We start from the raw sequence: 25,124 nt of genomic DNA, 5'->3' as shown, positions 1-25,124 counted from the left end.
CGCTGGAGTGGATGTCGTTCCCATCGAGGCGACCTCGTTGTCGCTCGAGTCGGTTGTAGACGACTAGAATCCGTATGTACCGTCGATATTCGTCTTTTCAGAAATAGCGAAATACTACTGGTCACGAACCGCCGACTGGATCTCTCCGACGATCTCCGGATTCCGTAACGCGCTCGTATCACCCAGCGGTTCGTCGTTCGTCACGTCCTCGAGGAGGCGGCGCATAATCTTGCCCGATCGGGTCTTGGGCAACTCGGGCGTGAACACGACGGTTTCGGGCCGGGCGATAGGGCCAATCTCGGTCTCGACGGCCTCGATAATCCGTCGCTCGAGGGCGTCGCCGTCGTCGGTGGCCCCTTCGGTACTCACGTAGGCGTAGACGTCGCCACCGTTGGACCCGCCGACGACGGCCGCCTCCGCGATGCCCTCGACGCCGGCGATGGCGGACTCGAGTTCCATCGTGCTGACCTGGTGGCCGGCGATGTTGAGTACGTCGTCGACGCGCCCGAGGATCGTGAGGTAACCGTCCTCGTCCGCCCGGGCCGCATCGCCGCTGGCGTAGCGCCACTCGCCGGCGTCGGGGTCGGAAAACTGCCGCCAGTACTCTGCGACGTACCGCTCGTCGTCGTCGTAGAGCGTTTCGGCCATCCCCGGCCACGGACGCTCGAGCGTCAGGTAGCCCGTTTCTCCGGGGTCAACCGCGGTGGCGTCGCTGTCGAGCAGGTCGACCTGGATGCCCGGCAACGGCGGCCCCGCGGACCCGGGCTTCATCTCGTCGACGCCCGGCACCGTCGAAATCGCGATGCCGCCGGTCTCGGTCTGCCACCAGGTGTCGACGATGGGGCACTCGCCGCCGCCGACGTGCTCGCGATACCAGTGCCAGGCGCGGGGGTTGATCGGTTCGCCGACGCTCCCGAGCAGGCGCAGGCTCGAGAGGTCGTGGCGTTCAGGGTACTGTTTCCCCCACTTCATGAACGCGCGGACGGCCGTCGGCGCCGTGTAGAAGACGTCGACGGCCATCCGCTCGACGATCTCCCAGAGCCGGTCGCGGTCGGGGTAGTCGGGCGTCCCCTCGTACATCACGGTGGTCGTGCCCAGCGCGAGCGGACCGTAGACGATGTAGGAGTGACCGGTAATCCAGCCGATGTCCGCCGCACACCAGTAGGTGTCCTCGGGTTTGATGTCGAGGACGGTACGGGCGGTCCAGGCCGCGTAGGCCAGGTAGCCGCCGGTGGAGTGGACGACGCCTTTCGGTTCGCCAGTCGTGCCCGACGTGTACATCAGGAAGAGCATGTCGTCGGCGTCTCGCGAGACCGGTTCCACGGTTTCCTGGGAGTGGGCCTCGAGCAACGCCTCGTAATCGTACTCGTTCGAGCCGAGGACGTGGGGGAGTTCGTCCCCGAGGCGGTCGACGACGACGGTCGTGACGTTCGCGTCGACCGAGAGGACGGCGTTGTCGGCCTTGCTCTTCTGGTTGAACGCGTCGCCGCGACGGTAGTAGCCGTCGCAGGTGAGCAGGTACTCGCTGTCGGCGGCGTCCATCCGGGTCGCGAGCGCGGCCGCCGACAGCCCGGCGAAGACGACCGAGTGGGGGGCGCCGATTCGGGCACAGGCGAGCATCGTGATCGGGAGTTCGGGGATCATCGGGAGGTAGATCGTCACGACGTCGTCCTCCTGGACGCCCAGTTCGCGCAGGGCCGCCGCACACTCGTTCACTTCGACGTAGAGTTCCCGGTAGGTGAACGTCCGACGCTCGCCGTCTTTTCCCTCCCAGCGAATCGCCGCGTGGTTCTTCCGGCCGGACTCGAGGTGGCGATCGAGGCAGTTGTACGAGGCGTTGAGCGTTCCGCCGGGGAACCAGCGATAGAAGGGCGGGTTCTCGTCGTCGAGGACGGTCGCGTAGGGGTCGTCCCACTCGAGCAGCTCGCCAGCCCGGTCCCAGCACTCGGGCCACGTCCGCTCGAAGGTGTCCGTGAGGTCCTCGTCGACGTTCGCCTGTTCGACGAAGGACGCCGGTGGCGATTGGCTCGACTCGTCGTTCGAGGCCCCGTCGCTCGGAACCTCGTCTCTGTCTCCCATTCTAGGTGAATCTGATGGAAGTGATACGAATAAGCGTTCTGTCGGCGGCGAACGAGAGAGTGCTGACCGGTGTCAGCCTGTCGGGCGCTCGCGGGGGAAAGGCGGCGGGGCGGAGGAGGAGGAGGGGAGAGGATCAGAACAGGTTGGCCTGTTGATAGACCGACAGCCCCTCGCTCGTGATCTCGTACGGTTTCTTCTCCCGGGAGTGGTTCGCGTCCCGGATCTTCTGAATCTCGATCGCCAGCCGCGTCTCCCGGAAGTCATCCGGGCGCACGTACTGTAGGACGAACACGGCGTCAGTGAGGTACTCGACGATTCCGTACCGGGAGGCGTACGGCGAGGTTTCCGACACCTCGCTCGTCAGCATCGCCGTGACGCCCGCCTCTTTGAGACTGCGCGTGAAGTCGTAGATTTCGTTGCGGCGCTTCGCTCGGTCCTCGTACATCATCTCGAGCAGCGAGACGGAGTCGAGGACGAGCCGCGACGCGCCGAAGTCCTCGATGAGTCGGGGCAGGTCGTTGCGGATCGACGTGAGGCTATTCGCCATCTCGATCGGATCGACGCCGACGACCGCGAGCTGGCCCGTCTCGACGTACTCCTCGAACGGGTAGCCCTTCTCGGTGGCGCTGTTGATCACCCGTTCGCGGCTCTCCTCGAGCGTGATGAACACAGCGTTCTCACTGTTCTTGAGGCCGTAGTGGAGGAACTGGAGGCCGAACGTGGTCTTGCCGGTGCCGGCGGGCCCCATCGCGACCATGAGCGTGCGTTCGGGGACGCCGCCCTGGATCATTCGATCGAGGCCGTCGATTCCCAGGTCGATCCGCGGTAACTCGCTGTCGACGTCCGCTTCGAAGTCGGTTTCCTCTGGCCCGCCGAGGTCAAAGTCGAGGTCGTCGAAGCCGTCCGGCCTTGCCAGGGTGTCCCTCGGAGGCGTCGTTTCGGCGCCGACGTCCGGCATCTCGACGTTGTCGAGGGCGCTGCCGAAGTCCTCGTCGAACAGCGAGGTCGAAGAGCTGTCCGTGTCCTTGCTACCCTGGTTTTCCGCGGCGTCGACATCGTCTTCTGCTCGGTCGTCGCCTCTCTCTTCCGCTCGTTCGCCATCCCCATCTTTCGCCAGATTGTCACCCCTCTCTTCCTCGCCGTCGTCGGTCTCATTTTCGCGTTCCTCGAGGGCGCGCTCGAACCAGTCGTCCTCGAGGTCCTCACCCATCGTAACCACTCCGCAGGGGGGTTCGCATTCGGGGATGAGAGTCGGCAGGGTGGACCATGGTATCGTCGCGTTCGGGCGGTGAAGTTCGTTTCCGGGGAAACGCCCCAGAACGATGAATGTTGTTGCCGTCCCAGGCCCGACTGGACTGGATAAGGTGGGTTTTTGCCCGCGGAGGCGTTACCCGGCAGGTATGGGAGTCGACGTCGGCATTGTCGCTCAGCGAGGGAACGACCGGGCACAGCGACTCGCGGCCTCGCTCATCCGGACCGTCCACGACCACGGCGGCCACGCCCTCGTCGACGAGGCAACCGGACGGGCGATCGACGCGGATTCCGTCCCACTCGAGGCGATGAACGACTGCGCGTTCGTCGTCAGCATCGGCGGCGACGGGACGTTCCTCTTCACGGCCCGCGAGACCGGTGGCGCCCCCCTGGTCGGCGTCAACCTCGGCGAGGTCGGCTTTCTGAACGCCATCTCTCCTGCCGATGCCGTCGAGACGGTCGAGACCTTGCTCGAGGAAGTCCACGAAACCGGATCGATCACCGGCCGCTCCGTCGCTCGCCTGACGGCCACCGGAGACGGCTGGACGCTCGCACCGGCGCTCAACGAGGTCGTCGTCCACGGCCCGAAGCGGGGTCCGGCAGGCGGGGTCGACGTCGAGGTCGCGATCGACGGCGAAACCTACACCTCGAGCCGGGCCGACGGCGTCCTCGTCTCGACGGCGACCGGTTCGACGGCCTACAACCTGAGTGAGGGCGGCCCGCTGGTCCGACCGACCGTCGACGCGTTCGTCGTCACGCAGATGTGTGCGACCGAGGCGATGCCCCCGCTGGTCGTCGGCACTGAGAGCGAAATCACCCTCACTGCTTCCGGCGCCGATGCGGCCTGGGCGATCAGCGACGGGCGTAATCGACAGCCACTGGACCTGCCTGAGACGGTGACGATCCGGGCCGCCGACGATCCGATCACGCTGGCGGGGCCGTCGGTGAACTTCTTCGACGCGCTCGAGAAACTCGAGTGAGCGCGGACTACCGTCTGCTGACTTCCGCTCCGTCCTCGCTTTCGACCAGCCGCTCGAGGTGTTCGGGCGGAACCGCACCCTGGGCGGCGTAGCCGTCGTAGACGAACGTCGGGACACCGCGCACGCCGGCTCGGCCTGCCTCCGAAAACAGTTCCTCGAGGCGCGATCGGAGGCTCTCGTCTTCATCCTCTTCGCCATCGAGCGTCTTCCGAACGACGTCGAGGACGCCGGCCTCGTCGGCGATTTCGAGCAGGACGTCGCGGTCGCCGATGTCGCGGCCGTCCTGCCAGAGGGCGTCGTAGATCGCGACGTCGAACGCCTCCCAGCGCTCGGGCGCGGCGGACGCGACGGCCAGCGAGGCGAGCTGAGCGTCGTAGGAGTCGACCTCGACGGCGAGGTCCTGGACCATCTCGACGTCGTAGCGCTCCTGGAGTCTGCGGACGTTCTCCCTGGCCTGCTCGAAGTACTCGTCGTCCTTGCCGTCGTCGACGTCGTGATCGATCGAGCCGTCGGGGTTTCGCTTCCCGCGTCGGAGGTCGAACGGGTGCCAGTCGATGGCGAGCGGTTCCTCCCGGGACTCCCGGTAGCGCTCGAGGGACTGGCGCCCGAGGTAACAGAACGGGCAGACGTAGTCCGCGTAGAGAGTGATTGTGTCCGGACCGTCGCCGTCACTCGCTCCGGAGTCGTTCGATTCGAGGCCGCGCTCGTCGTCGGTCGAGATCGACTGGTCGGTGGTCATCGTGCGTCGTAGGGTCGCCGTCCACAAAAGGGCCGTCCTGCTCGAAGCCGTTGCCGGTATCACTCGTCGTGGAACTCGTCGCCCGCGCCGTCGACGCCGTCGGTTTCGTCGTCACTCGTTGCGTCCGCTTTCGCTCCCTCGCCCTCCGCTTCGTCTACGTCGACGGATTCCGTCACGCCCGTCGGCAGGTTCGGATCGCGGTATGGTGCCCGCCCGTAGGCCGGGAGCTCCGCCTCGAGCTGTCCCTTGAGTACGCGGCGAAGTCGGTTGAGACTCGTCGTATCGAGCCCGTGGTGGGCCGCGAGGCGTTCAAACGTCGGGTCGTCGGTGATGTCGTGGGCGCGGTACTGGCCGAATAGTTCCTCCATTCGCTCGGGTGAGAGGTCGCTCACGTCGACGTCGTCGAGGCCGAAGTACGCGCGCCGGTCCACGTCGACGACGTGACGGATCACCACCAGCGCGACCGTCGCGATGGCGCGCTGGCTCCCGAATGCGGTGAGGTCGATCTCGTCCATGACGCCCAGCGCCAGATCTCGCTGCCACGGCGTCAACTCGAGGGCGTTACAGAACGCCTGGGTCGTTCGCAACCGGTCGAGACGGTGGGCGCGTTCGGCGTAGCCGGGGGTCGCGGGGTGCTGCTCGTCGTGGAGTCGACGGACGCTCGACGAGAGGTCCGTCTCGGGCGAGTCGGGCCGGCCGATGACGGTCGCGCTCGGCGTGATGACGCCCCACTGGCGAACGGTGGCGTCGCGCTGGTGAGCGGCCCGCGAGAGCGACCCCGAGCCGGGACGGTTTTCGATTTCCCGCTCGCCGTCGTCGCCACTCGGTCGCTCGAGCCTCGCTCCCTGCGGCACGCCGTTCGGACTCATCCTCGTGCGTGGATGGAACGTAGACGGTGAAAAACCCTCGCTCGCGTTCTCCTCGATTGATAGGTTCGCACTTTGGACGCGGAACCGTCGCTACCGAGAGTGGAACGTCGGCGCCGCCAAAATGCCCTTCATAGCTCCACCTTGTGACGAGAGGTACTTAAAGGAATTCGCGTATCAACGAACCGTTGCTCGGCTCGCTTCGCCGCTTCGATCAGCCGCTCGAGACCGTCTCACGCTCGAGATTCGACGTAGCTGTTCTCTCGAGGGTCGACCTACGCCGACCGCTCGAGGCTTGCTCCCAGGTCGTAGAGCACGTCGAAGAACGACGGGAACGAGACGTCGACGTGTTCGCCACCTGCGATGCGCGTCTCGCCCTCCGCCTGGAGGGCCGCGACGGCCAGCGACATGACGATCCGGTGGTCGCCCCGGCCGTCAACTGCCGCGCCCTCGAGCGAGGAATCGTCGCCGTGAACGGTCAGGGAATCGCGTTCCTCCGTCGTCCGCACGCCCATCTTTCCCAACTCTTCGGCCATCGCGCTCACGCGGTCGGTCTCCTTGTAACGGACGTGTTCGGCGTTCGTGATATGGGTGTCACCCTCGGCGACGGCGCCCAGGACCGCAATCGTCGGCAGCAGGTCGGGGGTGTCCGCGACCGACACCTCGACGCCCTCGAGGTCGCTTCGGGAGACCTCGAGGACCCCCTCCTCGCGGTCCCAGGCCACGTCGGCACCCATGCATTCGAGGGCCTCGAGGATGGCGCTGTCGCCCTGTGCGCTCGGATAGACGCCGCGGACGCGGACGCTTTCGTCGCCGGCGACGGCGCCCGCGGCCGCCAGGTACGAAATCGAGGAGAAGTCGCCGGGGACGTGGTACGAACCGCCCGCGGCCTGGTAGGACTGCCCGCCGTCGACGGCGAAGCCGTCGTCCGTGTGCCGGGCGGCGACGCCGAAGTCCTCGAGGACCTCAAGGGTGACGTCGACGTAGGGCGCCGACTTGAGTTCCGTCTCGAGGGCAATCTCGAGGCCGTCCTCGAGCAGGCCGCCGGCCATCAGCAGGGCCGACACGTACTGGGAGGAGACGTCGCCGGGGATCGAGACACGGTTTCCGGAAACGGGACCAGTCACGACCAGCGGCGCCTGACCGTTCCCGCGCGTGCTGAACGCCTGGCCGCCGAGGTCATCGATCGCCTCGAGCAGCGGTCCCTGCGGGCGCGAGCGGAGCGATTCGTCGCCCGTGAGGACGGTCGTGCCGTCGGCCACCGCCGCGGTCGCGGTGACCAGGCGCATCGTTGTGCCGCTGTTGGCGCAGTCGATCACGTTTTCCGGGACTGCGGGCCGACCGTCGAACCCAGATACTTCGAGGCGGTCGTCGCCCGCCCGCAGGACGTCCCCGCCGAATGCCTCGACGGCGCGTGCAGTCGCCTTCGTGTCGGCCGACCAGAGCGGGTCGTGGACGGTCGCCTCGTCGGCGTAGCCCGCGGCCAGAATGGCCCGGTGAGTGTAACTCTTCGACGGCGGGGCGCGAGCGGTCCCGCGAACGCTCGAGGGCGAGAGAGTGACGTGCATGGTCGTCGTGTGGCGGACCGAGCATAATACGGTACCGATGGGCTGGATATTTGCACGCGTCCCGCAAGTCTTATGTATAGATTAGTACATTGATGTACGATAATGGAAACCACTGGCGACCTCGCGGCCTCCGTCCGGTCGATTCTCGAGTCGGCCGGCGAACGCGGCGGAGCCGACGCGGTTCTCGACGTCGACCCGCGCTCGGTTGAACGCGCGCTCGAGCGGGCCGAAGCCGACGGACGGGTGCCGATCATCGCGGAAGTAAAACCGACGAGCCCCACGAGCGACGGGGTTCGGAACGACGACCCGGCTACCCTCGCCCAGGAGATGGTCGCGGGCGGGGCGACGGCCATCTCCGTCCTCACCGAACCGACTCACTTCGGCGGCTCCGCTGACGCCCTTCGAGACGTTCGAGCGGCCGTCGACGTCCCCGTGCTCCGCAAGGATTTCGTCCTCGAGGAAGCCCATCTCGACCTCGTGGAGGCCGATCTCGTGCTCCTGATCGCCCGCTTCGTCGACGACCTCGCGGGACTGCTCGCTGCCGCGCGGGATCGAGGTTTTCAGGTCCTCGTGGAGGTCCACGATCGGGCGGAACTCGAGACGGCCCTCGAGGCGGGCGCCGAGGTCATTGGCGTGAACAACCGTGACCTGGCTCGCCTCGAGGTCGACCTCGAAACCTTCGAGTCGGTCGCGCCCCACGTCCCTGACGACGTGACGCTGATCGCAGAGAGCGGCATCTCGACGCCGGCGGACGTTCGGCGAATGCGCGAGGCGGGCGCCGACGCCCTCCTGGTCGGGAGCGCGATCATGGATCACGCGGGCGAGACGGACGGCGACGTGCGTGCGAACACCCGGCGGCTGACGACGGCGGAGACTGATACGACATGACCGAGTTAGAGACAAGCGACGACGGCACCGAGCGCACTCCATCCGCGCGCGAGAACGAAACCGAACACGAGGGGGACGATCGATCTCTCGAGGACGGTACCTTCGGCCGCTTCGGCGGCCAGTACGTCCCCGAGGCGCTGATGCCCGCCCTCGAGGAACTCGAGGACGCCTACCAGCGGTACGTCCTCGCGAACGAGGACGGCTTCATGGACGAGTTCCGCCGACGGCTCCGGGACTTCGGGGGACGACCGACGCCGCTCCAACGGGCCGACCGACTCAGCGAGCGCTATGGCCGCGACGTGTACCTCAAGCGCGAGGACCTGGTCCACGGCGGCGCGCACAAACTGAACAACGCGCTCGGGCAGGTCCTGCTCGCGAAGTACATGGGCAAAGAGCGAATCATCGCCGAGACCGGCGCAGGCCAGCACGGGACCGCGACCGCGATGGCCGCCGCCCACCTGGACATGCCCTGCGAAATCTACATGGGTCGGACGGACGTGAACCGCCAGCGACCCAACGTCTTCCGGATGCGGATCAACGGCGCGGAGGTGAACCCGGTCGATGCGGGCCGCGGAACGCTCAAGGAGGCCATCTCGGAGACGATGCGCGACTGGTCTCAGACGGTCGAGAACACCCACTACGTCATCGGCTCGGTCGTCGGCCCCCACCCGTTCCCGGCGATGGTCCGGGACTTTCAATCGGTAATCTCCGAGGAAGCGCGCGAGCAGTGTCTCGAGCAGATCGGCTCGCTGCCGGATTCGGTGCTCGCCTGCGCGGGCGGCGGGTCGAACACGATAGGTGCGTTTCACCACTTTACCGCCGATGAATCCGTGTCGCTCTACGCCGTCGAAGCCGGCGGCTCCTCCCTCGAGGTCGACGAGGACGCGGGGGTCGCGCCCAACTCCGCGACGCTCTCGACGGGCACCGAGGGCGTCCTCCACGGCGCGCGAACGCACCTCCTGCAGGACTCCCACGGCCAGATCATGGAATCCCACAGCGTCTCCGCCGGCCTCGACTACGCCGGCGTCGGCCCCGAACTCGCCCACCTCGTCGAGTCGGGTCGAGTCACGCCCGTCACCGTCGACGACGACGCCGCGCTCGAGGCCTTCCACCGCCTCTCGACCGAGGAGGGGATCATCCCAGCACTCGAGACGGCCCACGCGTTCGGTTTCCTCCACGAAGCGGCCGGCCGCGACGACGCCGACGAGGTGCTGGGCGATTCGGTCGTCGTCACCGTCTCCGGTCGCGGCGACAAGGACCTCGAGACGGTGATCGAGGAGACGGAAAAACGAGGGCTCGAGGCCGCGCCCGACCTGTCGGTCTTCGCGAGCGAGGGGGGCCTGCGATGAGCGACCGCATCGACGCGGCGTTCGCCGGCGGCCCCGCGTTCGTCCCGTACCTTGCGGCGGGCGATCCGACCTACGAGGCCTCCCTCGAGTACGTCGAGGCCCTGGATCGGGGCGGCGCGGACGTAATCGAACTCGGCCTGCCGTTCTCGGAACCGATCGCGGAGGGGCCGACGATCCAGGAGGCCGTCGTTCGCGCACTCGAAGGCGGGATGACGCCCGAGCGCTTCTTCGCGTTCGTCGAGGACCTCGAGGTCGAGGCGCCGCTGGTGTGTATGACGTATTACAACCTGATTTACCAATTTGGCGAAGAGCAGGGCCCTCGCCCCTTCGTCGAACGCGCTGCCGAGGCCGGCCTCGAGGGCTTCGTCGTCCCCAACTTACCGGCAGAGGAGGCCGACCCGCTGCGCGACGCGTGCGACGAGTTCGGCCTCGACCTGATCTTCATCGTCGCGCCCACCACCCGCGGCGAGCGCCTCGAACGCATGCGCGAGCGCGTCTCGGGGTACGTCTACGTCCAGGCGCGACTCGGAACGACCGGCGCGCGCGAGGACGTCTCCGATCATACCAACGCGAGCCTCGAGCGACTGGCCGACTGGGACGTCCCGAAGGCGGTCGGCTTCGGCATTAAGACCGGTGACCACGCCGAACGCATCGTCGCCTCGGGGGCCGATGGGGTCATCGTCGGGAGCGCCCTGGTGGACATTGTCGCCGAGGGCCACGAGAACGACGAACCGACCGCCGAGACCGCGGCCCGCCTCGAAGCGAAGGCTCGCGAACTCGCCGAGGGCGCCGCCCGCGGCGCGAACCCGGAAAACGTACCGCAACCAGAACAGCCATAACCACCAGTTTGCTACACATTCGCAATATGACTTTGACAGCCGGACTCGACGCACGACTCGACCGCATCGGAACAGACAGGCGGTACGTCATCGTTCCGATGGACCACGGGATCACCCTCGGCCCCGTAACGGGCCTGAAAGACATCGAATCGACCATCGACGCGGTCACGCGCGGCGGCGCCGACGCCGTCTTGACCCAGCGCGGCATCGCCCCGCGCGTCCACTCGAGCAAGAACGACGCGGGCTACATCGTCCACCTCAACGCCTCGACGACCATCGGGCCGGACGAAAACGACAAGCGCCTCACGGGGACCGTCGAGGACGCGATCCGGGCCGGCGCCGACGCCGTTTCCTTTCACATCAACGTCGGTTCGACCCACGAGCCCGGCCAGCTCGAGGACCTCTCCAAACTGACCAGCGCGGCCGACCGCTTTGGCATCCCGGTCCTCGCGATGGCCTACGCGCGCGGCCCCGACGTCGCGGGCGACGACCCCGAGGCGCTCGGCCACGCCGTCCGTCTCGCCGAGGAGGTCGGCGCCGATATCGTAAAAACCGGCTACAGCGGCGACGCCGACAGCTTCGAACACGTCGTCGAGGCCACTCGGCTTCCGGTCGTCATCGCCGGCGGTTCCCGCGGTACCGACCGCCAGACCCTCGAGATGGTTCGCGGAGCCGTGGACGCCGGCGGTGCTGGCGTCTCGATGGGTCGATCGATCTTCCAGCACGAGGACCCCGAGGGGATCGCCCGTGCCGTCGCCGCCGTGGTCCACGAGGACCGGGACGTCGACGAGGCGCTCGAACTCGGCGGACTGGCGCTCGAGGTCTGAGCAGACGACGAGGCGCTCGAACTCGGCGGACTGGCGCTCGAGGTCTGCGTGATCCGCGACGCTGATCGCCACGAACGTATTCGGGTCGTATTGGCTCATCGACCGATGGGATTAAAGGCTCCTTCTTCGAATTTCCACGCGAATGGTTCGGGATCCACTCACCTCGGACGTCGCCCCCTCGGCCGAGGACATCTGCGCCGCCCTGGACGATCCCGATAGCCGTGAAATCATCCGCCACCTCGACGAACCCATGACAGCCGCAGAACTCAACGCCCGCTGTGACATCCCACAGTCGACGCTGTACCGAAAACTCGAGTCGCTGACCGAAGCGACCCTGCTCGAAGAGTCGACCGAGATTCGACGCGACGGCCACCACGCGAGCAAGTACGGGGTCGCCTTCTCCGAAATCACGCTCGTACTTGAGGACGACAACACCCTGGGCGCCAGAATCGAGCGCCCGCCGCGGACGGCCGACGAGCGTCTGGCCGACCTCTGGTCGGAAGTCCGCGAGGAACTATAGCTATGAGTCCGCACGCACCCGGCGACGTGACCGTGATGATCGCGTTGACGATCGTCAAGACGCTGATCCTGGTCGTCGGCGGGACCATCACGTATCTGACGCTCAAGGCCTATCGGCGAACCAGACGACGCGAACTCGGCCTGCTCGCGGTCGGATTCGGCGTCGTGACGCTCGGGTTCGTCCTCGCCGGCGTGCTCTTCGAAGTGCTCGAGGTGGCGCTGCCTGTGGGTATTTTGATCGAGAGTCTGCTCGTGCTCGGGGGCTTTCTGGTGATCGCGTACTCGCTGTACGTGGATTGACCGCGGATGCGAACGGTGGAGGTGTGGGGGACGTCGATGGACTCGGCGGCGCTGGGATCGAACGGAGTCGATCCAGCAAGGCTCGAGGACGGTGAAACGTGCGTTTTAGCTTCCGTCACTATTATGCATTGATACATTCAATCCGGTACATGAACCGACGAACGATGGTCGCCGCCCTTGGCGGGGCGGTCGCCGCGGTCGCTGGCTGTCTGGACGAGTCTTCGACGGGCGAATCCAGCGAAAATCCGGGAGATGGTACCGACGGTGAGGACTCCCGAACGATCAACGCCGAGTCGGTTGCCGGCCACTTCGGCGGGCAGGTGGAGCGTCCCGAGTGCACGAAAGAATCGGAAACCGTCGAACTCGAACGCGACGACGAGAACCGCGAGTACGAAACCGTGGCGACGATTCCGTACCCCGGCCCCCCGGAGTCGTTCGACGACGACGCGCTCTTCGACTACGTCGCGAATTTCGAAGAAGCCTACCTTACGAACGACGTTCTGTGTGAATGGGACGCGTATTACGTTTTCGACGTCTCAAACAGCGTGGAGGCACAGCTTCTCCTCGAGTGGGACGATGAGATCACGGTGATGTTTTGTCGCCGCATCGGGGGTTCGATCAACGGAGCCGACGAAGACGGCAGCGAGTGGATAGTAGACGGCGGGCCCACCGGAGTGACCTACGCCGTCGACGAAACGGGGATGGCCAGGATTTCCGCAGGGACCTCCGACGTCGAGGAGTACGAGGCCGACGGTCCCGGTCCCCTCGAAGAGGGCGAACTGGTCGCGGCCTTCGAGTGACGGCGCCGGACCCTGTCCTTGCCCCGTACCACTTCAAAAACTATCGCGTAGTCGTCGCACGTCTCGACCGCAGCGGCCGCTCGAGTCGTCGATCAGGGAAACGAAAGGTGAGAAGAGACGTCGGGAACAAAGAGTAATAAACGAATTCGAGTCCTATCGACCGCCGGCGTAGAGAATCGGACCGATCAGCACCAGCACGATGCCGATCAGTCGGAAGGCGATCATGCCGTCGGTCAGGCTCGTCGGCACCAGCAGGAATAGCGCACCCAGCGCGGCGAGGTTGATACCCATGATCTTCATCGACTTCAGCGGGAGCGTCCCGAGGATCGCTAATACGAGCAACCCGATGAGGGCGTGGCCCATGTGGATGGGGCGCAGCAGGTTGTCGATCGTCTGGAGAGGTACCTCGATCATTCGTGTACGTATCTCCCCACGATTCGGCCTTTAATACTTCGATTGTGTCTCCAGGGCCTCTTCGAGGCACTCGATGGGCGTCTGCGGGCGGGCGCGTCGCCCCTGGCCCGCCGCTAACTGAGTGCGACAGGAGGCACCGGGGGCGACGACTCGGTCCCCTGGGCTCTCGTCGACCTGATCGTACAGGATCCGTCCGATTGCCGCACTCATCGAGGCGTGTTCGGCCTCGTAGCCGAAACTGCCGGCCATCCCGCAACAGCCCGAGTCGAGCGGGTCGACGCGGTAGCCTGCTCGCCGGAGGACCCCGACGGCGTGGTGGTCCTTCCGGGTCGCTTTCTGGTGGCAGTGGCCGTGGTAGGTCAGCGTCTCGTTCCCCGACACGAACGAGAGGTCCTCGTCCAGGTCGAACGCGTCGAGGTACTCACAGACCCCGTAGGTCGCCTGCGAGAGGGAACGGGCGTCCTCGCCGAGGAGGTCGAGGTAATCCGACTGGAACATGACGGCGTCGGAGGGCTCGAGGACGACCACGTCCCAGCCATCCTCGAGTGCGGGTTCGAGCGTCTCCACGTTCTCCTGGGCGGTCGCCTTCGCCTGCTCGAGAAACCCCTTCGAGAACGCGGGGCGGCCCGTATCGCCCAGGTCGTCCGGCACCGCGACGTGGACGCCGGCAGCCTCGAGGACTCGCACGGCGGCTTTCCCCGCCTCGGGGTTGTTGTAGGTCGTGAACGTGTCCGGGTAGACGACTGCCTTCCGCGTCGCTCCCGACAGCGGCCGCAAGGTGCCGCTACGATCCTGGAACCAGTTGGTGAACGTCCGCCGGTGGAACCGAGGCAGGGGTTTGTCGGCGCTGATGCCGGCGACGGCCTCCATCACCCGCCGTGCACCGGGGAGCTTCGGTCCGAGGTTCGACAGCGGAGCCAGTCGGGAGCCCCACCGTGAGAGGTCGTGGACGTTCGCGAACAGGCGGTCGCGCAGGCTCGCGCCGTCTCTTTGGTGGTGCTCGTGGGTCACCTCGGCTTTGAGCTTCGCCATGTCGACCTCGCTGGGGCAGTCGATCGCACAGCCCTTGCAGCCGATACAGAGGTCGAGGACTTCGTCGAGGAACTCGTCGGTGAAGGCCTCGCCGGGCTCGAGGTCGCCACTCATCGCCTGCCGAAGCGCGTTCGCCCGCCCGCGCGTGCTGGTGATCTCCTCGCGGCTGGCCCGGTAGGTCGGACACATCACGCCGCCGGTCGTCGACTGGTCGCCGCGACAGCCGCCACAGCCGTGACAGAGTTCGACCATGCCCTGGAAGCCGTTGTCGACGTCCCACTCGAGCTTGGGTTCGAAATCGGCGTCGAAGGCGTATCCGGGGCCGAAGCGGTGGTTCTCGGTCATCGCCGTGGGGTCGTCCTCGCGGAAGACGACCTGGCCGGGGTTCAGGAGCCAGTCGGGGTCGAACGCCGTCTTCAGCCGCTCGAAGGTCTCCCAGAGCTCGTCGCCGTACAGTTTGCGGTTCCACTGCGTGCGCGCGCGGCCGTCGCCGTGTTCGCCCGAGACCGACCCGTCGTACTCGACGACCAGGTCCGTCGCGGCGTCGGCGATGGACTCCATATTCTCGACTCCGGCGCCAGTTTTGGTGTTCACGAGCGGCCGGATGTGGAGGACGCCGGGGCCGGCGTGGGCGTAGAAACTCGCGTAGGTGTCGTGGTCTTCCAGCACCTCCTGGAAGTCGGCGACGAACGCGGCGAGGTGTTCGGGCGGGATGGCGGTGTCTTCGATGAACGCGACGTGTTTCTCGTCGGTCGTCCGCGAGAGCAAGATCGGGAGGCCTGACTTGCGGAGCTTCCAGACGTTCGACCTGGTGGCCTCGTCGTAGGCCTCGAGGGCGTCGAACGCGCGGACGTCAGCCTCCAGGTCGGGCCGTTTGCCGGCGGGGTCGGCTTCGACGGCCGTCGCGACGGCCGGACAGCGGTCGGCGAGCAGGTTCGCCACCTTTCGTTTCCCGTCGGCGTCGTCCTCGGCGTAGAACTCCACGAGGAGGACTGCACCCGTGCCCTCCGGAAGCATCTCGGTCACCTCGACGAACTCCGCGGTCCCGCGCGCGAGGTCGATCAACACGTCGTCGACCAGTTCGACCGCGGCGGGGTCGTGTGCGACGATGGGTTCGACATCGGCGACCGCCTCGAGCACGCTGTCGTAGGTCAGTAGGGCCATGCTCTTGGTCTCGGGAATCGGCTCGAGGGCGACGGTGGCCTCGGTGACGATGGCGAGCGTGCCCTCGCTGCCACAGAGGAGTTTCGCGAGGTTGATCGTCCCACCGTCGGCGTCGCGTTCGCCGGCCTCCCGAATCGATCCCCGGGCGTCCTCGAGCAGCCAGTCCAGGTTGTACCCCGAGACGTTTCGCTTGAGGTCGGGGTACCGATCGGCGATACGCTCGCCTTCCTCCTCGAGAATCCGCTCGACTTCGGCGTAAATTTGCGACTCGAGGTCGTCGCCGTCGGCGAGGTCGGAGAGGTCCGCGAGAGCGACCTCGCCGAAGCGGGTGACGGTGCCGTCGGCGAGGACGACTTCCACCTCCTCGACGTAGGCGTCGGTCTTACCGTACTGCAGGGAGTGGGCCCCCGTCGAGTTGTTTCCGATGGCGCCCCCGAGGGCGCTCTTGTCGCCCCAGGCAGGGTCGGGCGCGAACTTCAGGTCGTGGGGGGCGACGGCCTCGTTGAGCCGCCCGAGCGTGATTCCGGGCTGGGCGGTCGCGCGCCGAGCGTCGAGGTCGACCTCGAGGAGGGCGTCCATGTCGGTCGTGAAGTCGAGGACGACGGCCTCGTTGACGCTCTGGCCGGCGAGGCTGGTCCCACCGCCGCGGGGGAGGACGGGAATCTCGCGGCGAGCGCAGTAGTCCATCACGGCGGCGACGTCGGCCGTCGAGGTCGGGAAGACGACGGCGATGGGCGTCATCTCGTAGATGCTCGCGTCGGTCGCGTAGAGGGAGCGGGAGTACGAGTCGGCGCGGACGTCGCCCTCGACGACGCGCGCGATGTCCTCGACGAGCGCGGGGCGGTCGACGTCGTCGCTCCGGTAGTCGTAGGTCGCTCGAGAGTCGGCGGCGGGGTCGACGCCGCGCTCGGTAGCCATACCCCTCTGTTTGCCGTCGATCGTATAAAGCGTCGGGCATGCGGCGAGATGGTGCGTCGGCGTCCATCCTCCCAAAACCGCCGACACGCCGACCCATCGCCCTCGCCACACCGCCGCTGTCGCCGCTCGTCTCGAGTCGGAGCGTTTCTATACTGCTCTCGTCCACACTCGAGTATGCGAGACGTCTGCATCGTCGGCGGTGGCGTCGCCGGTCTCTCGGCGGCCATCTACACCGCCCGCAACGGACTGGACACCCTCGTGATCGACGGGGGCGAATCGATCCTGGCGCGCAACGCCAATCTCGAGAATTACCCTGGGTTCCCCGACGGCGTCGACGCCCGCCGGTACCTCGCGCTCGTTCGCGAGCACGCCGGAAACGCTGGCGCCGAGTTCGAACTCGGGTACGTCACGAGTGTCGAGCAACGCGATTCCCAGACACCTGAAGCGGGATTCGTCCTCGAGACCGACGGTGGCGAACCGCTCGAGGCACGCCGGGTGATCGCCGCCTCCTGGGCCGACAGCGATTACCTCACGCCCCTCGACGTCGGTCGCGAACAGCGCGGGAGCAAGTACGTGGTGAGCGTCGACGAGGCGGGTCGGACGGCCGTCGACGGCGTCTACGCCGCGGGGCGACTCGCGGGTGAACCGCACCAGGCGATAGTCGCCGCCGGCCACGGCGCGAAGGTCGGCCTCGCCGCGATTCACGACTCTGGCGTTCCGTTCTATCACGACTGGGTCGCCCCTGAGGGCTACTTCACGGGCCGCGATCGGGACGTGCCGCCAGCCTGCGAGGAGATCGACGAGGCGGAGCGACGCGAGCGGGACGAGACGGCGAGGAAACGGATGCTCGAGGCGTTTGCGGAGCCACTCGAGGCCGAGCCGACGATGCACCCGAGCGTCGCCCGCGACTGATTCGTCCGCGCACCGCAAAGACCGTCGGCCATCGTCGGTGCCCGACAACGATCCATACGCATTTTACACCTCCCGCCGAAGATCAATCGAGAATGCTCGAGGGAGTCAACGTCGCGCTCGGGGTTTCGGGGTCGATCGCGGCCGTCAAGACGGTCGAACTTGCTCACGAGTTGCGCCGGCAGGGGGCGACCGTCCGCGCGGTGATGACCGACAGCGCCCGAGGAATCGTCCACCCATGGGCGCTCGAGTTCGCAACCGAGCGCGATGTCGTCACCGAGATCACGGGCGGGGTGGAACACGTTGCCCTCTGTGGGAGCGACGGCTGGGCCGACATCCTCTTGCTCGCGCCGGCCACGGCCAACACCGTAGGCAAGATCGCCGGTGCGGTCGACGACACTCCGGTCACGACCTGCGCCACGACAGCCCTCGGTGCCGGCGTGCCGGTCGTCGTCGCCCCGGCCATGCACGAACCGATGTACGACCACCCGGGCGTCCTCGAGGCCATCGAGCGCGTCGAGTCCTGGGGCGTCGACTTCGTCGACCCGCGCGTCGAGGAGGGGAAGGCCAAGATTGCCACCGAGGAAGCCATCGTCTGTGCGGTCGCGCGGGCCGCGAGCGACCGGCCCCTCGAGGGGCGTTACGTCGTCGTCACCAGCGGCGCGACCAGCGAGCCGATCGACCCCGTTCGCGTGCTGACGAATCGCTCCTCGGGGAAGATGGGTCGAGCTGTCGCCCGCGCGTGTTACGTCCTCGGAGCCGACGTGACACTGATCCACGACGGCGACGACGTCCCATACGCCGACGTACGGACCGTCGAAAGCGCAGCGGAGATGCTCGAGGTGACGCTCGAGGCCTGTGGCGAGGCGGACGCTCTCGTCTCGGCCGCCGCCGTCGGCGACTACACCGTCGACGCCAGCGAGGCGAAACTCCGCTCCGGCCAGGAGCTGACCCTCGACCTCGAGCCGACGCCGAAACTCATCGATCAGGTGCGCGAAGCTCGACCTGATCTGCCCATCGTCGCGTTTAAGGCCGAGACGAGTGGCGAGGACGAGGCGATGATCGACGCCGCACGAGCGGTGCTGGAGCGCGTCGACGCGGCCTTCGTCGTCGCCAACGACGCGAGCGTCATGGGCGGTGACCGGACTCGAGCGCTCCTCGTCCACGCCGAGGACGTCGCGCAGTTTTCGGGTGCGAAGGCCGATCTGGCGGACGAAATCGCTCGATCGCTGGCTGTCGTCGTCGGTTGATGGATGGGACGACTTCGATCGGCGTCATCCTCCGCCGCTCGACTGATCTTTTCAACCGGCAAACCTGTCGTCGAAAGCGACCGTCACGAGAATTATATACGTGGCGTTCATGCCGTCAATCGATGACGATCTCTCCCCCCAAGGCTGGTGTCGCGAGGTGACGATGAAGATGGACCGACCCGGCCGGCCGAACCCGCTCTCGAAGGGTGAAATTTTCGAAGTCCTCCGCAACCAGCGACGGCGCTACGTCCTTCAGTTTTTGAAACAGGACGACCGACCAGTCGAACTCGGCGACCTCGCCCAGCAGGTCGCCGCCTGGGAGTACGAGACGACCCTCGAGGGCGTCACCCCGGAGCAACGAAAGCGCGTCTACACGACGCTCCAGCAGACGCACCTCCCGAAGATGGACACCGCCGGCATCCTTCGATTCGACTCCGACGACGGGGTCATCGAACCGACCGATAGGACCAGTGATCTCAACGTCTACCTCGAGATCGTCCCCGGCAGGGAGTTCGCCTGGCGCGAACTGTACCTCTCGCTGGGCGCAATCGGCTGTGCGCTCGTGGCCGCGCTCTGGCTCGGAATCTACCCGCTCACGATGTTGTCGGAACTCGCCTGGGCGGGCCTCCTCTCGGTGACGATCACCGCCACGGCGGCCGCTCACATCTACTACGAACGGAACATGCGCGTCGGCCACGGCGACGAGCCCCCGGAGCTGAGTTACGGACGGTAGCGAGGGAATCGGCGGCCGCGTGGCTGTACCGGGTACGACGCCCGTTTCGAGGGTGTCTCGAGGCGCGGCGCGTATCGTCACCTTTTACTCGATATCTCCCGCATCCACGACATGGATCAGTTGAAACGGTCGCTCCTCGAGGCCCCCATCATCGAGAAGAACGGCTATCACTACTTCGTCCACCCCATCAGCGACGGCGTCCCCAAACTCGAGCCCTCCCTCCTCCGCGAAATCGTCATCCGAATCACGCGCAAGGCCGACCTGGAGGACGTCGATCGGATCGTCACCCCGGCCGCGATGGGCATCCACATCTCGACAGCAGTCTCGCTCATGACCGACATTCCACTGACCGTCATCCGCAAGCGCGAGTACGGCCTCGAGGGCGAGGTCTCGATCTCCCAGAAGACCGGTTACTCGGAGAACGAGATGTTTATCAATGACGTGTACGAGGGCGAGCGCGTGCTCGTGCTCGACGACGTCCTCTCGACCGGCGGCACGCTTGCAGCCGTCCTCGGCGCGCTCGACGAAATCGGGGCCGAGGTCGCCGATACCGTCGCCGTCATCAAGAAAGAAGGCGGCGAGAACAAGGTCGCGGACGCGGGCTACGACGTGAAGACGCTGATCAACGTCGACGTCGTCGACGGCGAGGTCGTCATCGTGGACGAAGACGGCGACGATTGAGGCCGCACTCGAGTGGCAGTTGACGGGTGACGAGTAACGAATACCTGAACCGACCACCAGCCGTCGCGGCCGCTCGCGTCGTCGGCCGGGACCCAAGCACTTCTCGACGTCGAACGCGCGCTCGTCCCGACCTCTCACGAGAGCCGTTTTCACGTTTCTCCCGACTCACATTGCCGATATCTCGATTCGCGTCGCTCGAGAAATCGGTCGAAATCCCGTTGGAACCCCGTTGGAAAACTATTGGAAAAACGCTGGAAACCGCCGGGAAACCGCTATAAAACCAGTTCCGAGCCCGTGTCAGTCGCTCGAGTGAGCCGGCGTTTCGACGGCGGTTTCCGCCTCAGCGAGGTGGCAGGCCGCCCGGTGGTCGGACGTAACGTGAACCTCTGCCGGCGTCTCCTGACGACAGACGGTCTCGAACTCTTCGCGAAGGAGCGACGCCGCTGCCTCGAGGTCTCCGTCGTAAACGGAGCGTATCGATCGCTCGAGGACGTCCTCGGCCCGCTCGTCCGGGAGCGGGGCCGGAATCGAGAACTCCGTGCGAAGTCGCGATTCGAACGCCTCGAACGGGACCTCGTTCGGCTCGTCGTACGCGTCTTCCTCCGTGACGACGCTCTCGCGGATCGATTGGGCGTCGAGTGATCCGTCCTGGACGCGATACTTGTAGTCCACGAAGTGTCGCCAGGTCTCCTGATCGAAGTCGTAGGCGTCGGGCTGGATCACCTCGGGACAGCGGGTGTGGAACCGACACCCCTTCGGCGGGTTCGACGGGCTCGGGACGTCCCCCGACAGCGAGACCTCGTCGCGGCTCAGGTGCGGGTCGGGAACCGGGATCGAGGAGATCAACGCCCGCGTGTAGGGGTGCTGTGGATCGTTGAAAATCTCCTCGGTCGGCCCCTCCTCGACGATCTGGCCGAGGTACATCACGCCGACGCGGTCACAGATTTCCCGGATGACGCCGAGGTTGTGGCTGATGATCAAGATCCCCAGTCCAAACTCCCTCTGGAGTTCCTCCATGATCGAGAGGATCTCCGCCTGGATCGAGACGTCCAGTGCCGACACCGGCTCGTCGGCGACGAGAAGGTCGGGATTGACCGACAGCGCCCGGGCGAGCGCGATTCGCTGCTTCTGGCCACCGCTGAACTCGTGAGGGTACCGATCCGCGTCCGATGCCTGCAACCCGACCCTGACGAGGAGCTGTTCGACGATCCGTCGTCGCCGCTGTCGGTCGTCCATCCCATTGACGAGCAACGGTTCGGCCACCGATTCACCGATCGACATCCGCGGGTCGAAACTCGAGTCCGGGTCCTGGAAGATCATCTGGGCGCGCCGACGGAAGCGCTTCATATCCCGCTTTCCGAACTCGGTGACGTCTTCTCCGTCGAAGAGGACCTGCCCGCCCGTCGCCTCCTCGAGCTGGAGGATGGTGGTCGCGGCCGTCGACTTGCCACAGCCGGACTCGCCGACCAGGCCGACCGTCTGTCCGCGCTCGACGGTGATGTCGATCCCGTCGACCGCACGGACGCGCCCGACCTCGCGCTTGAGAACCCCCTTCGTGATGGGGTAGTGTTTCTCGAGGTCGCGCACCTCGAGGAGCGGGTTCGAACCCGGGGCGTTCATCGACGATCACCTCCGGTGCCCGAAACCGGCCGTGAACGCGTCGCGTTCGCGCCGTTCTGGGGACGCTCTTCGAGGACGACCGACTCGTCGTAGCCGTCGTGATAGTAGAGACAGGAGACGGTATGCTCGCCGGTCGTCGCGGGCACGAGGTCCGGTTGATCCCCGACGGTACAGTCGTCAATCGCGTAGGGGCAACGGTCGGCAAACCGACAGCCGTCGGGCGGATTCAGGACACTCGGAAGCGTCCCGCCGATCGGTTCGATCGTTCCACTGCTGCCCGGGAGGCACTTGAGCAGGGCCCGCGTGTAGGGGTGAGCCGGGTTGTCGAAGAGATCGTAGACGCCGGCTCGTTCCATGACTTTCCCGGCATACATGACGATGACGCGGTCGGCGACCTCGGCGACGACGCCGAGGTCGTGCGTAACGAAGATGATCGACATGTCGAACTCCTCCTGGAGGTCCATCAGCAAGTCGAGAATTTGCGATTCGATGGTGACGTCAAGCGCCGTCGTCGGTTCGTCGGCGATCAGGAGGTCGGGTTCACACGCGAGCGCCATCGCGATGATCACTCGCTGTTTCATCCCGCCGCTGAACTCGTGCGGATAGTCGTCGATGCGAGCCGCCGCTTCCGGAATGCCGACCTCGTCGAGCAGTTCGATCGATCGTTCGCGGGCGGCCGTCTTCGAGAGGTCCTGGTGCGTGTTGATCGCTTCGCGTATCTGGGCGCCGACAGTGTACACTGGATTGAGCGCACTCTGTGGGTTTTGGAAGATGTGGCTGATCCGCCCGCCTCGAACCTGGCGAATCTCCTTGTCCGACATCGCCGTCACGTCCTGGCCGTCGAAGATGATCTCCCCACTGGCGATCTCTCCGGGCGGCATCTTGAGGATTCGAGTGATCGATTCGGTGGTTACGGACTTCCCGCTCCCGCTTTCGCCGACGATACAGACTGTTTCGCCGCGCTTGACGTCGAAGCTGACGCCGTCGACGGCGTGAACTGTGCCTTCGTCGGTGTGAAACACCGTGTGCAGGTCGCGAACGGAGAGTAGTGGATCGTCAGTCATTGTTCTGTCTCGTGTCGTGGGTCGAGTGCGTCTCGAAGCGCGTCACCGAGGAAGTTGAACGACAGCACGGTGAAGAACAGGAAAATTCCTGGAATCGTCGCGATCCACCACGCGTCGTCGAGGTTCCCTCGGCCCGCAGCGATGATCCGACCCCACGACCAGACGTCGGGGTCGCCGAACCCGAGGAACGCAATGATCGCTTCGGTCAGGATCATCCCGGGGATCAACAGGGTCGCGGCCGTGATGATCGTGTTCGAGACGTTCGGCAGGATGTGTCGCCGGATGATGTACGCCCGGCTCGCGCCGGCCGCCTCCGCGGCGCTGATGTACTCTTCCTCGCTTCGCTGGAGCGCTTCACTCCTGATTAGCCGGGCCGTCCCGCCCCAGCCGGTGAACGCGAGGATGATGATGAGCAGAAACAGGCTTCCACCGTAGATGTAGATCAGCAGGATGATCAGGAAGAACGTCGGGAACGTCATCAGCAGGTCGACGAACCGCATCAGCAGGGCGTCGGCCCAGCCGCCCATAAAGGCCGCCGTGGCACCGACGATGGCTGCCAGCACGACGCTGAACAGCGTCGCGATGAGTCCGACCTGGAAGCTCACTTCGGCCCCGGCGACGACGATCTCGAGGATGTCTTCGCCGGTCCGGTGGGTGCCGAAGGGGTGGGCCCAGGTGCCCCCGAAGAACACTGGTGGTGCGAGCAAGTTCCCCCACTCCGGTTCTGGTTGACCGATGATACGCGGACCGATGGCGCCGACGAGGAAGATGCCCGTGAGGAAGTACAGGCTCAAGACGGCAGCGGTATTCTGCCTGAATTTCTTCCAGTAGTACATCGTCATCCGCTTGTTCTCCCACAGCGGTGCCACGACGAACCAGAACACGGCGACGAGCGTCATCAGGAACAGCCAGTCGACGTTGCCCGGATTGAGCGATAGCTGGAACAGTCCCAGGTCGACGTCGATGATCGGAAGCCGTTCCGGGATGAAGAAGTAATCGTACAGCCAGAGCAATCCGACCAGCAGGAGCGATCCGTACGTTCCGATCGTTCGACGGTCCAGTCTGAACCGCCCCTGGTCGTACTCCTCCCAGTCGATGGACGTGACCTCGAGTGCGTCGGATGTGGACGTATCAGTTGCCATCAGTTTCTCGCCTCGTAGCTAATTCGTGGATCGAGCACGGTGTACAGGATGTCCTGGAGCAGGTTCGCGAGAATCGCCAGGATCACCGGAACCAGTGTCGTTGCCAGGACCAGCGGTGTATCCATCCGAATCAACGCGTTGTAGCTGACCAGTCCCAGTCCAGGTATGCCGAAGATCACCTCGACGATGTACGCCGTCGAGAAGATGATCCCGACGAAGTCGGCCACCAGGATTGTGATCAACACCGGCGTCGCCGGACGGAAGATGTGGTGGTACATGATCCGCCACTCGCTGACGCCCTTCGCCCGAGCGCTCTTGACCCACTCCGCGTTGACGTACTCGAGCGTCTCCGCCCGTGCGTATCGCATCTCGGAAGCGACCGCTGCAGTCGTGAGGACGAAGATGGGCATGATGAGGTACTTCACGTGCTCGAGCGACCAGAACGCCATGCTGCTATCAGGTGAGTAACTGGTCGGCAACCACTGTAACATTACCCCGAAGACGAGGATAAGCATGATCGACAGCCAGAAGTTCGGCACGCTGATGCCAAAGAACGCGAAGAACGTCGCGGCGTAGTCCGACTTGGTATACTGGTGCGTCGAGGAGTAAATTCCGACGGCGAAACCGACCACGACGGCGATGATCGTCGACGGGATGACGACGAGCGCCGAGTACACCCAGGAGTTGCTGATAACCCCCATGACGTCGGTGTCGTAGGTGTACGAATCACCCCAGTCGAGCGTGTACATGGAGACCATGAAATCGACGTACTGCTCCCTCAGTGGTCGATCTTCACCTCGCGTTTGTTCGTAGGTCTCGATTGCGTCCTCCGGATTGTCCCCCTCTTGGGCGGCTTCCCAGGCGACCGTACTCGTCGCCGGGTTCGGCGAGGCCGTGAGAAAGCCGAACGTGACGCTCATGATGATAAACGACGCCAGAAGCGCCCAGGCCAGTCGACGACCGATGTACCACGTCATACTCATCTTGACCACCCCCCCGAGCGATGTCCGAGCGTACCGCAGTGATTGTCTTTCCTAACGTACATGATCGATATTTGCATTAATTGAGTGGTGCGATATGTGTTCTTCGATGTGTATGTGCACGATCAAAAAGGATAGCCGATGCGCAGAAACCCCGTCCAGCGGCGAACCGGGACGGACGGCGTCGATACCGTCGCTGGGAGCGGCTATCC

The 25,124-nt window shown here is 65.6% G+C and carries 23 protein-coding genes; 12 read left to right on the top strand and 11 right to left on the bottom strand.

What is annotated here, in order from left to right:
- Positions 1 to 114: 114 nt before the first annotated feature.
- Together acs and NGM29_RS18155 are read right to left on the bottom strand one after the other, a co-directional pair.
- Complete coding sequence (acs, locus tag NGM29_RS18160) at positions 115 to 2,079, bottom strand: acetate--CoA ligase (protein WP_254158188.1); 1,965 nt, start codon at positions 2,077 to 2,079, stop codon at positions 115 to 117.
- A 133-nt stretch (positions 2,080 to 2,212) separates the two neighbouring features.
- A complete protein-coding gene (locus NGM29_RS18155; RefSeq protein ID WP_254158187.1) occupies positions 2,213 to 3,289 on the bottom strand; it encodes a KaiC domain-containing protein in 1,077 nt (358 codons plus the stop codon).
- Positions 3,290 to 3,479: 190 nt separating this feature from the next.
- Between NGM29_RS18155 and NGM29_RS18150 the strand changes: the two genes are divergently transcribed.
- Entirely contained in the window at positions 3,480 to 4,310 is an 831-nt protein-coding gene (locus NGM29_RS18150; RefSeq protein WP_254158186.1) for an NAD(+)/NADH kinase, read from the top strand.
- A gap of 7 nt (positions 4,311 to 4,317) precedes the next feature.
- Here the strand turns inward: NGM29_RS18150 and NGM29_RS18145 are convergent, their stop codons facing one another.
- From NGM29_RS18145 to aroA, 3 genes are all read right to left on the bottom strand, one after another.
- Positions 4,318 to 5,049, bottom strand: a complete 732-nt coding sequence (locus NGM29_RS18145) for a DsbA family oxidoreductase (RefSeq protein WP_254158185.1) — start codon at positions 5,047 to 5,049, stop codon at positions 4,318 to 4,320.
- 59 nt (positions 5,050 to 5,108) lie between these two features.
- Entirely contained in the window at positions 5,109 to 5,918 is an 810-nt protein-coding gene (locus NGM29_RS18140) for a DNA-directed RNA polymerase subunit epsilon (protein WP_254158184.1), read from the bottom strand.
- Positions 5,919 to 6,190: 272 nt separating this feature from the next.
- Positions 6,191 to 7,483 carry a 3-phosphoshikimate 1-carboxyvinyltransferase gene (gene aroA / locus NGM29_RS18135; protein ID WP_254158183.1) on the bottom strand — a complete coding sequence of 431 codons (1,293 nt, stop codon included), beginning with the start codon at positions 7,481 to 7,483 and terminating at the stop codon, positions 6,191 to 6,193.
- Positions 7,484 to 7,585: 102 nt separating this feature from the next.
- Between aroA and trpC the strand changes: the two genes are divergently transcribed.
- The 7 genes from trpC (at position 7,586) to NGM29_RS18100 (ending at position 13,005) form a co-directional block, all read left to right on the top strand.
- Positions 7,586 to 8,371, top strand: coding sequence for an indole-3-glycerol phosphate synthase (gene trpC, locus NGM29_RS18130; protein WP_254158182.1), 786 nt, complete (start codon positions 7,586 to 7,588; stop codon positions 8,369 to 8,371).
- A complete protein-coding gene (trpB, locus tag NGM29_RS18125; RefSeq protein ID WP_254158181.1) occupies positions 8,368 to 9,720 on the top strand; it encodes a tryptophan synthase subunit beta in 1,353 nt (450 codons plus the stop codon). Before trpC ends, trpB begins: the two co-directional genes overlap by 4 nt.
- A complete protein-coding gene (gene trpA / locus NGM29_RS18120) occupies positions 9,717 to 10,559 on the top strand; it encodes a tryptophan synthase subunit alpha (protein WP_254158180.1) in 843 nt (280 codons plus the stop codon). Before trpB ends, trpA begins: the two co-directional genes overlap by 4 nt.
- Positions 10,560 to 10,591: 32 nt before the next feature.
- Entirely contained in the window at positions 10,592 to 11,386 is a 795-nt protein-coding gene (locus NGM29_RS18115) for a 2-amino-3,7-dideoxy-D-threo-hept-6-ulosonate synthase (RefSeq protein WP_425499270.1), read from the top strand.
- Positions 11,387 to 11,528: 142 nt separating this feature from the next.
- Positions 11,529 to 11,906, top strand: a complete 378-nt coding sequence (locus NGM29_RS18110; RefSeq protein ID WP_253429888.1) for a winged helix-turn-helix domain-containing protein — start codon at positions 11,529 to 11,531, stop codon at positions 11,904 to 11,906.
- 2 nt (positions 11,907 to 11,908) lie between these two features.
- Positions 11,909 to 12,205 (top strand): DUF7521 family protein, encoded by a 297-nt coding sequence (locus tag NGM29_RS18105; RefSeq protein ID WP_254158178.1) that lies wholly within the window; start codon positions 11,909 to 11,911, stop codon positions 12,203 to 12,205.
- A 149-nt stretch (positions 12,206 to 12,354) separates the two neighbouring features.
- The gene (locus tag NGM29_RS18100) at positions 12,355 to 13,005 is read left to right on the top strand and encodes a hypothetical protein (protein WP_254158177.1); all 651 of its coding nucleotides are present in this window, start codon (positions 12,355 to 12,357) and stop codon (positions 13,003 to 13,005) included.
- A gap of 153 nt (positions 13,006 to 13,158) precedes the next feature.
- Here NGM29_RS18100 and NGM29_RS18095 read toward each other — a convergent pair whose 3' ends face one another.
- Entirely contained in the window at positions 13,159 to 13,419 is a 261-nt protein-coding gene (locus tag NGM29_RS18095; protein ID WP_254158176.1) for a DUF8006 family protein, read from the bottom strand.
- A 30-nt stretch (positions 13,420 to 13,449) separates the two neighbouring features.
- Positions 13,450 to 16,533: an FAD-binding and (Fe-S)-binding domain-containing protein gene (locus NGM29_RS18090; protein WP_254158175.1), complete on the bottom strand. Its 3,084-nt coding sequence runs from the start codon at positions 16,531 to 16,533 to the stop codon at positions 13,450 to 13,452.
- A gap of 174 nt (positions 16,534 to 16,707) precedes the next feature.
- Here NGM29_RS18090 and NGM29_RS18085 point away from each other — a divergent pair, with 174 nt between their 5' ends.
- The 4 genes from NGM29_RS18085 to hpt all read left to right on the top strand — a co-directional run bounded on the left by NGM29_RS18085 (position 16,708) and on the right by hpt (position 20,106).
- Positions 16,708 to 17,445 (top strand): NAD(P)/FAD-dependent oxidoreductase, encoded by a 738-nt coding sequence (locus tag NGM29_RS18085; protein ID WP_254158174.1) that lies wholly within the window; start codon positions 16,708 to 16,710, stop codon positions 17,443 to 17,445.
- A 92-nt stretch (positions 17,446 to 17,537) separates the two neighbouring features.
- Positions 17,538 to 18,692 carry a bifunctional phosphopantothenoylcysteine decarboxylase/phosphopantothenate--cysteine ligase CoaBC gene (coaBC, locus tag NGM29_RS18080; RefSeq protein ID WP_254158173.1) on the top strand — a complete coding sequence of 385 codons (1,155 nt, stop codon included), beginning with the start codon at positions 17,538 to 17,540 and terminating at the stop codon, positions 18,690 to 18,692.
- A gap of 163 nt (positions 18,693 to 18,855) precedes the next feature.
- Positions 18,856 to 19,425, top strand: coding sequence for a DUF7344 domain-containing protein (locus NGM29_RS18075; RefSeq protein WP_254160635.1), 570 nt, complete (start codon positions 18,856 to 18,858; stop codon positions 19,423 to 19,425).
- A 111-nt stretch (positions 19,426 to 19,536) separates the two neighbouring features.
- A complete protein-coding gene (gene hpt / locus NGM29_RS18070; protein ID WP_254158172.1) occupies positions 19,537 to 20,106 on the top strand; it encodes a hypoxanthine/guanine phosphoribosyltransferase in 570 nt (189 codons plus the stop codon).
- Positions 20,107 to 20,403: 297 nt separating this feature from the next.
- Here the strand turns inward: hpt and NGM29_RS18065 are convergent, their stop codons facing one another.
- Genes NGM29_RS18065 through NGM29_RS18050 form a run of 4 tightly spaced genes read right to left on the bottom strand, consistent with a single transcriptional unit; the run spans position 20,404 to position 24,915 of the window.
- Entirely contained in the window at positions 20,404 to 21,726 is a 1,323-nt protein-coding gene (locus tag NGM29_RS18065) for an ABC transporter ATP-binding protein (RefSeq protein WP_254158171.1), read from the bottom strand.
- Complete coding sequence (locus NGM29_RS18060) at positions 21,723 to 22,790, bottom strand: ABC transporter ATP-binding protein (RefSeq protein ID WP_254158170.1); 1,068 nt, start codon at positions 22,788 to 22,790, stop codon at positions 21,723 to 21,725. The genes NGM29_RS18065 and NGM29_RS18060 overlap by 4 nt, the downstream gene beginning before the upstream one ends.
- Positions 22,787 to 23,932 (bottom strand): ABC transporter permease, encoded by a 1,146-nt coding sequence (locus NGM29_RS18055; protein WP_254158169.1) that lies wholly within the window; start codon positions 23,930 to 23,932, stop codon positions 22,787 to 22,789. Before NGM29_RS18055 ends, NGM29_RS18060 begins: the two co-directional genes overlap by 4 nt.
- The gene (locus NGM29_RS18050) at positions 23,932 to 24,915 is read right to left on the bottom strand and encodes an ABC transporter permease (protein ID WP_254158168.1); all 984 of its coding nucleotides are present in this window, start codon (positions 24,913 to 24,915) and stop codon (positions 23,932 to 23,934) included. The genes NGM29_RS18055 and NGM29_RS18050 overlap by 1 nt, the downstream gene beginning before the upstream one ends.
- Positions 24,916 to 25,124 lie beyond the last annotated feature (209 nt).

It is taken from the genome of Natronosalvus rutilus (genome assembly GCF_024204665.1).
Taxonomy (GTDB): domain Archaea; phylum Halobacteriota; class Halobacteria; order Halobacteriales; family Natrialbaceae; genus Natronosalvus; species Natronosalvus rutilus.
Note: the sequence above shows the minus strand (reverse complement) of the source record. Positions and strands in the feature narration are given on the sequence as shown.

Bases quoted from the DNA above. Each gene is read 5' to 3' on its own strand.
- NGM29_RS18140 (WP_254158184.1), bottom strand. From the start codon at position 5,918: ATGAGTCCGAACGGCGTGCCGCAGGGAGCGAGGCTCGAGCGACCGAGT.
- NGM29_RS18055 (WP_254158169.1), bottom strand. From the start codon at position 23,932: ATGGCAACTGATACGTCCACATCCGACGCACTCGAGGTCACGTCCATC.
- NGM29_RS18065 (WP_254158171.1), bottom strand. From the start codon at position 21,726: ATGAACGCCCCGGGTTCGAACCCGCTCCTCGAGGTGCGCGACCTCGAG.
- hpt (WP_254158172.1), top strand. From the start codon at position 19,537: ATGGATCAGTTGAAACGGTCGCTCCTCGAGGCCCCCATCATCGAGAAG.
- NGM29_RS18150 (WP_254158186.1), top strand. From the start codon at position 3,480: ATGGGAGTCGACGTCGGCATTGTCGCTCAGCGAGGGAACGACCGGGCA.
- NGM29_RS18110 (WP_253429888.1), top strand. From the start codon at position 11,529: ATGGTTCGGGATCCACTCACCTCGGACGTCGCCCCCTCGGCCGAGGAC.
- NGM29_RS18105 (WP_254158178.1), top strand. From the start codon at position 11,909: ATGAGTCCGCACGCACCCGGCGACGTGACCGTGATGATCGCGTTGACG.
- trpC (WP_254158182.1), top strand. From the start codon at position 7,586: ATGGAAACCACTGGCGACCTCGCGGCCTCCGTCCGGTCGATTCTCGAG.
- trpA (WP_254158180.1), top strand. From the start codon at position 9,717: ATGAGCGACCGCATCGACGCGGCGTTCGCCGGCGGCCCCGCGTTCGTC.
- trpB (WP_254158181.1), top strand. From the start codon at position 8,368: ATGACCGAGTTAGAGACAAGCGACGACGGCACCGAGCGCACTCCATCC.
- NGM29_RS18090 (WP_254158175.1), bottom strand. From the start codon at position 16,533: ATGGCTACCGAGCGCGGCGTCGACCCCGCCGCCGACTCTCGAGCGACC.
- NGM29_RS18085 (WP_254158174.1), top strand. From the start codon at position 16,708: ATGCGAGACGTCTGCATCGTCGGCGGTGGCGTCGCCGGTCTCTCGGCG.
- NGM29_RS18075 (WP_254160635.1), top strand. From the start codon at position 18,856: ATGAAGATGGACCGACCCGGCCGGCCGAACCCGCTCTCGAAGGGTGAA.
- NGM29_RS18095 (WP_254158176.1), bottom strand. From the start codon at position 13,419: ATGATCGAGGTACCTCTCCAGACGATCGACAACCTGCTGCGCCCCATC.
- NGM29_RS18155 (WP_254158187.1), bottom strand. From the start codon at position 3,289: ATGGGTGAGGACCTCGAGGACGACTGGTTCGAGCGCGCCCTCGAGGAA.
- aroA (WP_254158183.1), bottom strand. From the start codon at position 7,483: ATGCACGTCACTCTCTCGCCCTCGAGCGTTCGCGGGACCGCTCGCGCC.
- NGM29_RS18100 (WP_254158177.1), top strand. From the start codon at position 12,355: ATGAACCGACGAACGATGGTCGCCGCCCTTGGCGGGGCGGTCGCCGCG.
- coaBC (WP_254158173.1), top strand. From the start codon at position 17,538: ATGCTCGAGGGAGTCAACGTCGCGCTCGGGGTTTCGGGGTCGATCGCG.
- acs (WP_254158188.1), bottom strand. From the start codon at position 2,079: ATGGGAGACAGAGACGAGGTTCCGAGCGACGGGGCCTCGAACGACGAG.
- NGM29_RS18060 (WP_254158170.1), bottom strand. From the start codon at position 22,790: ATGACTGACGATCCACTACTCTCCGTTCGCGACCTGCACACGGTGTTT.
- NGM29_RS18145 (WP_254158185.1), bottom strand. From the start codon at position 5,049: ATGACCACCGACCAGTCGATCTCGACCGACGACGAGCGCGGCCTCGAA.
- NGM29_RS18050 (WP_254158168.1), bottom strand. From the start codon at position 24,915: ATGAGTATGACGTGGTACATCGGTCGTCGACTGGCCTGGGCGCTTCTG.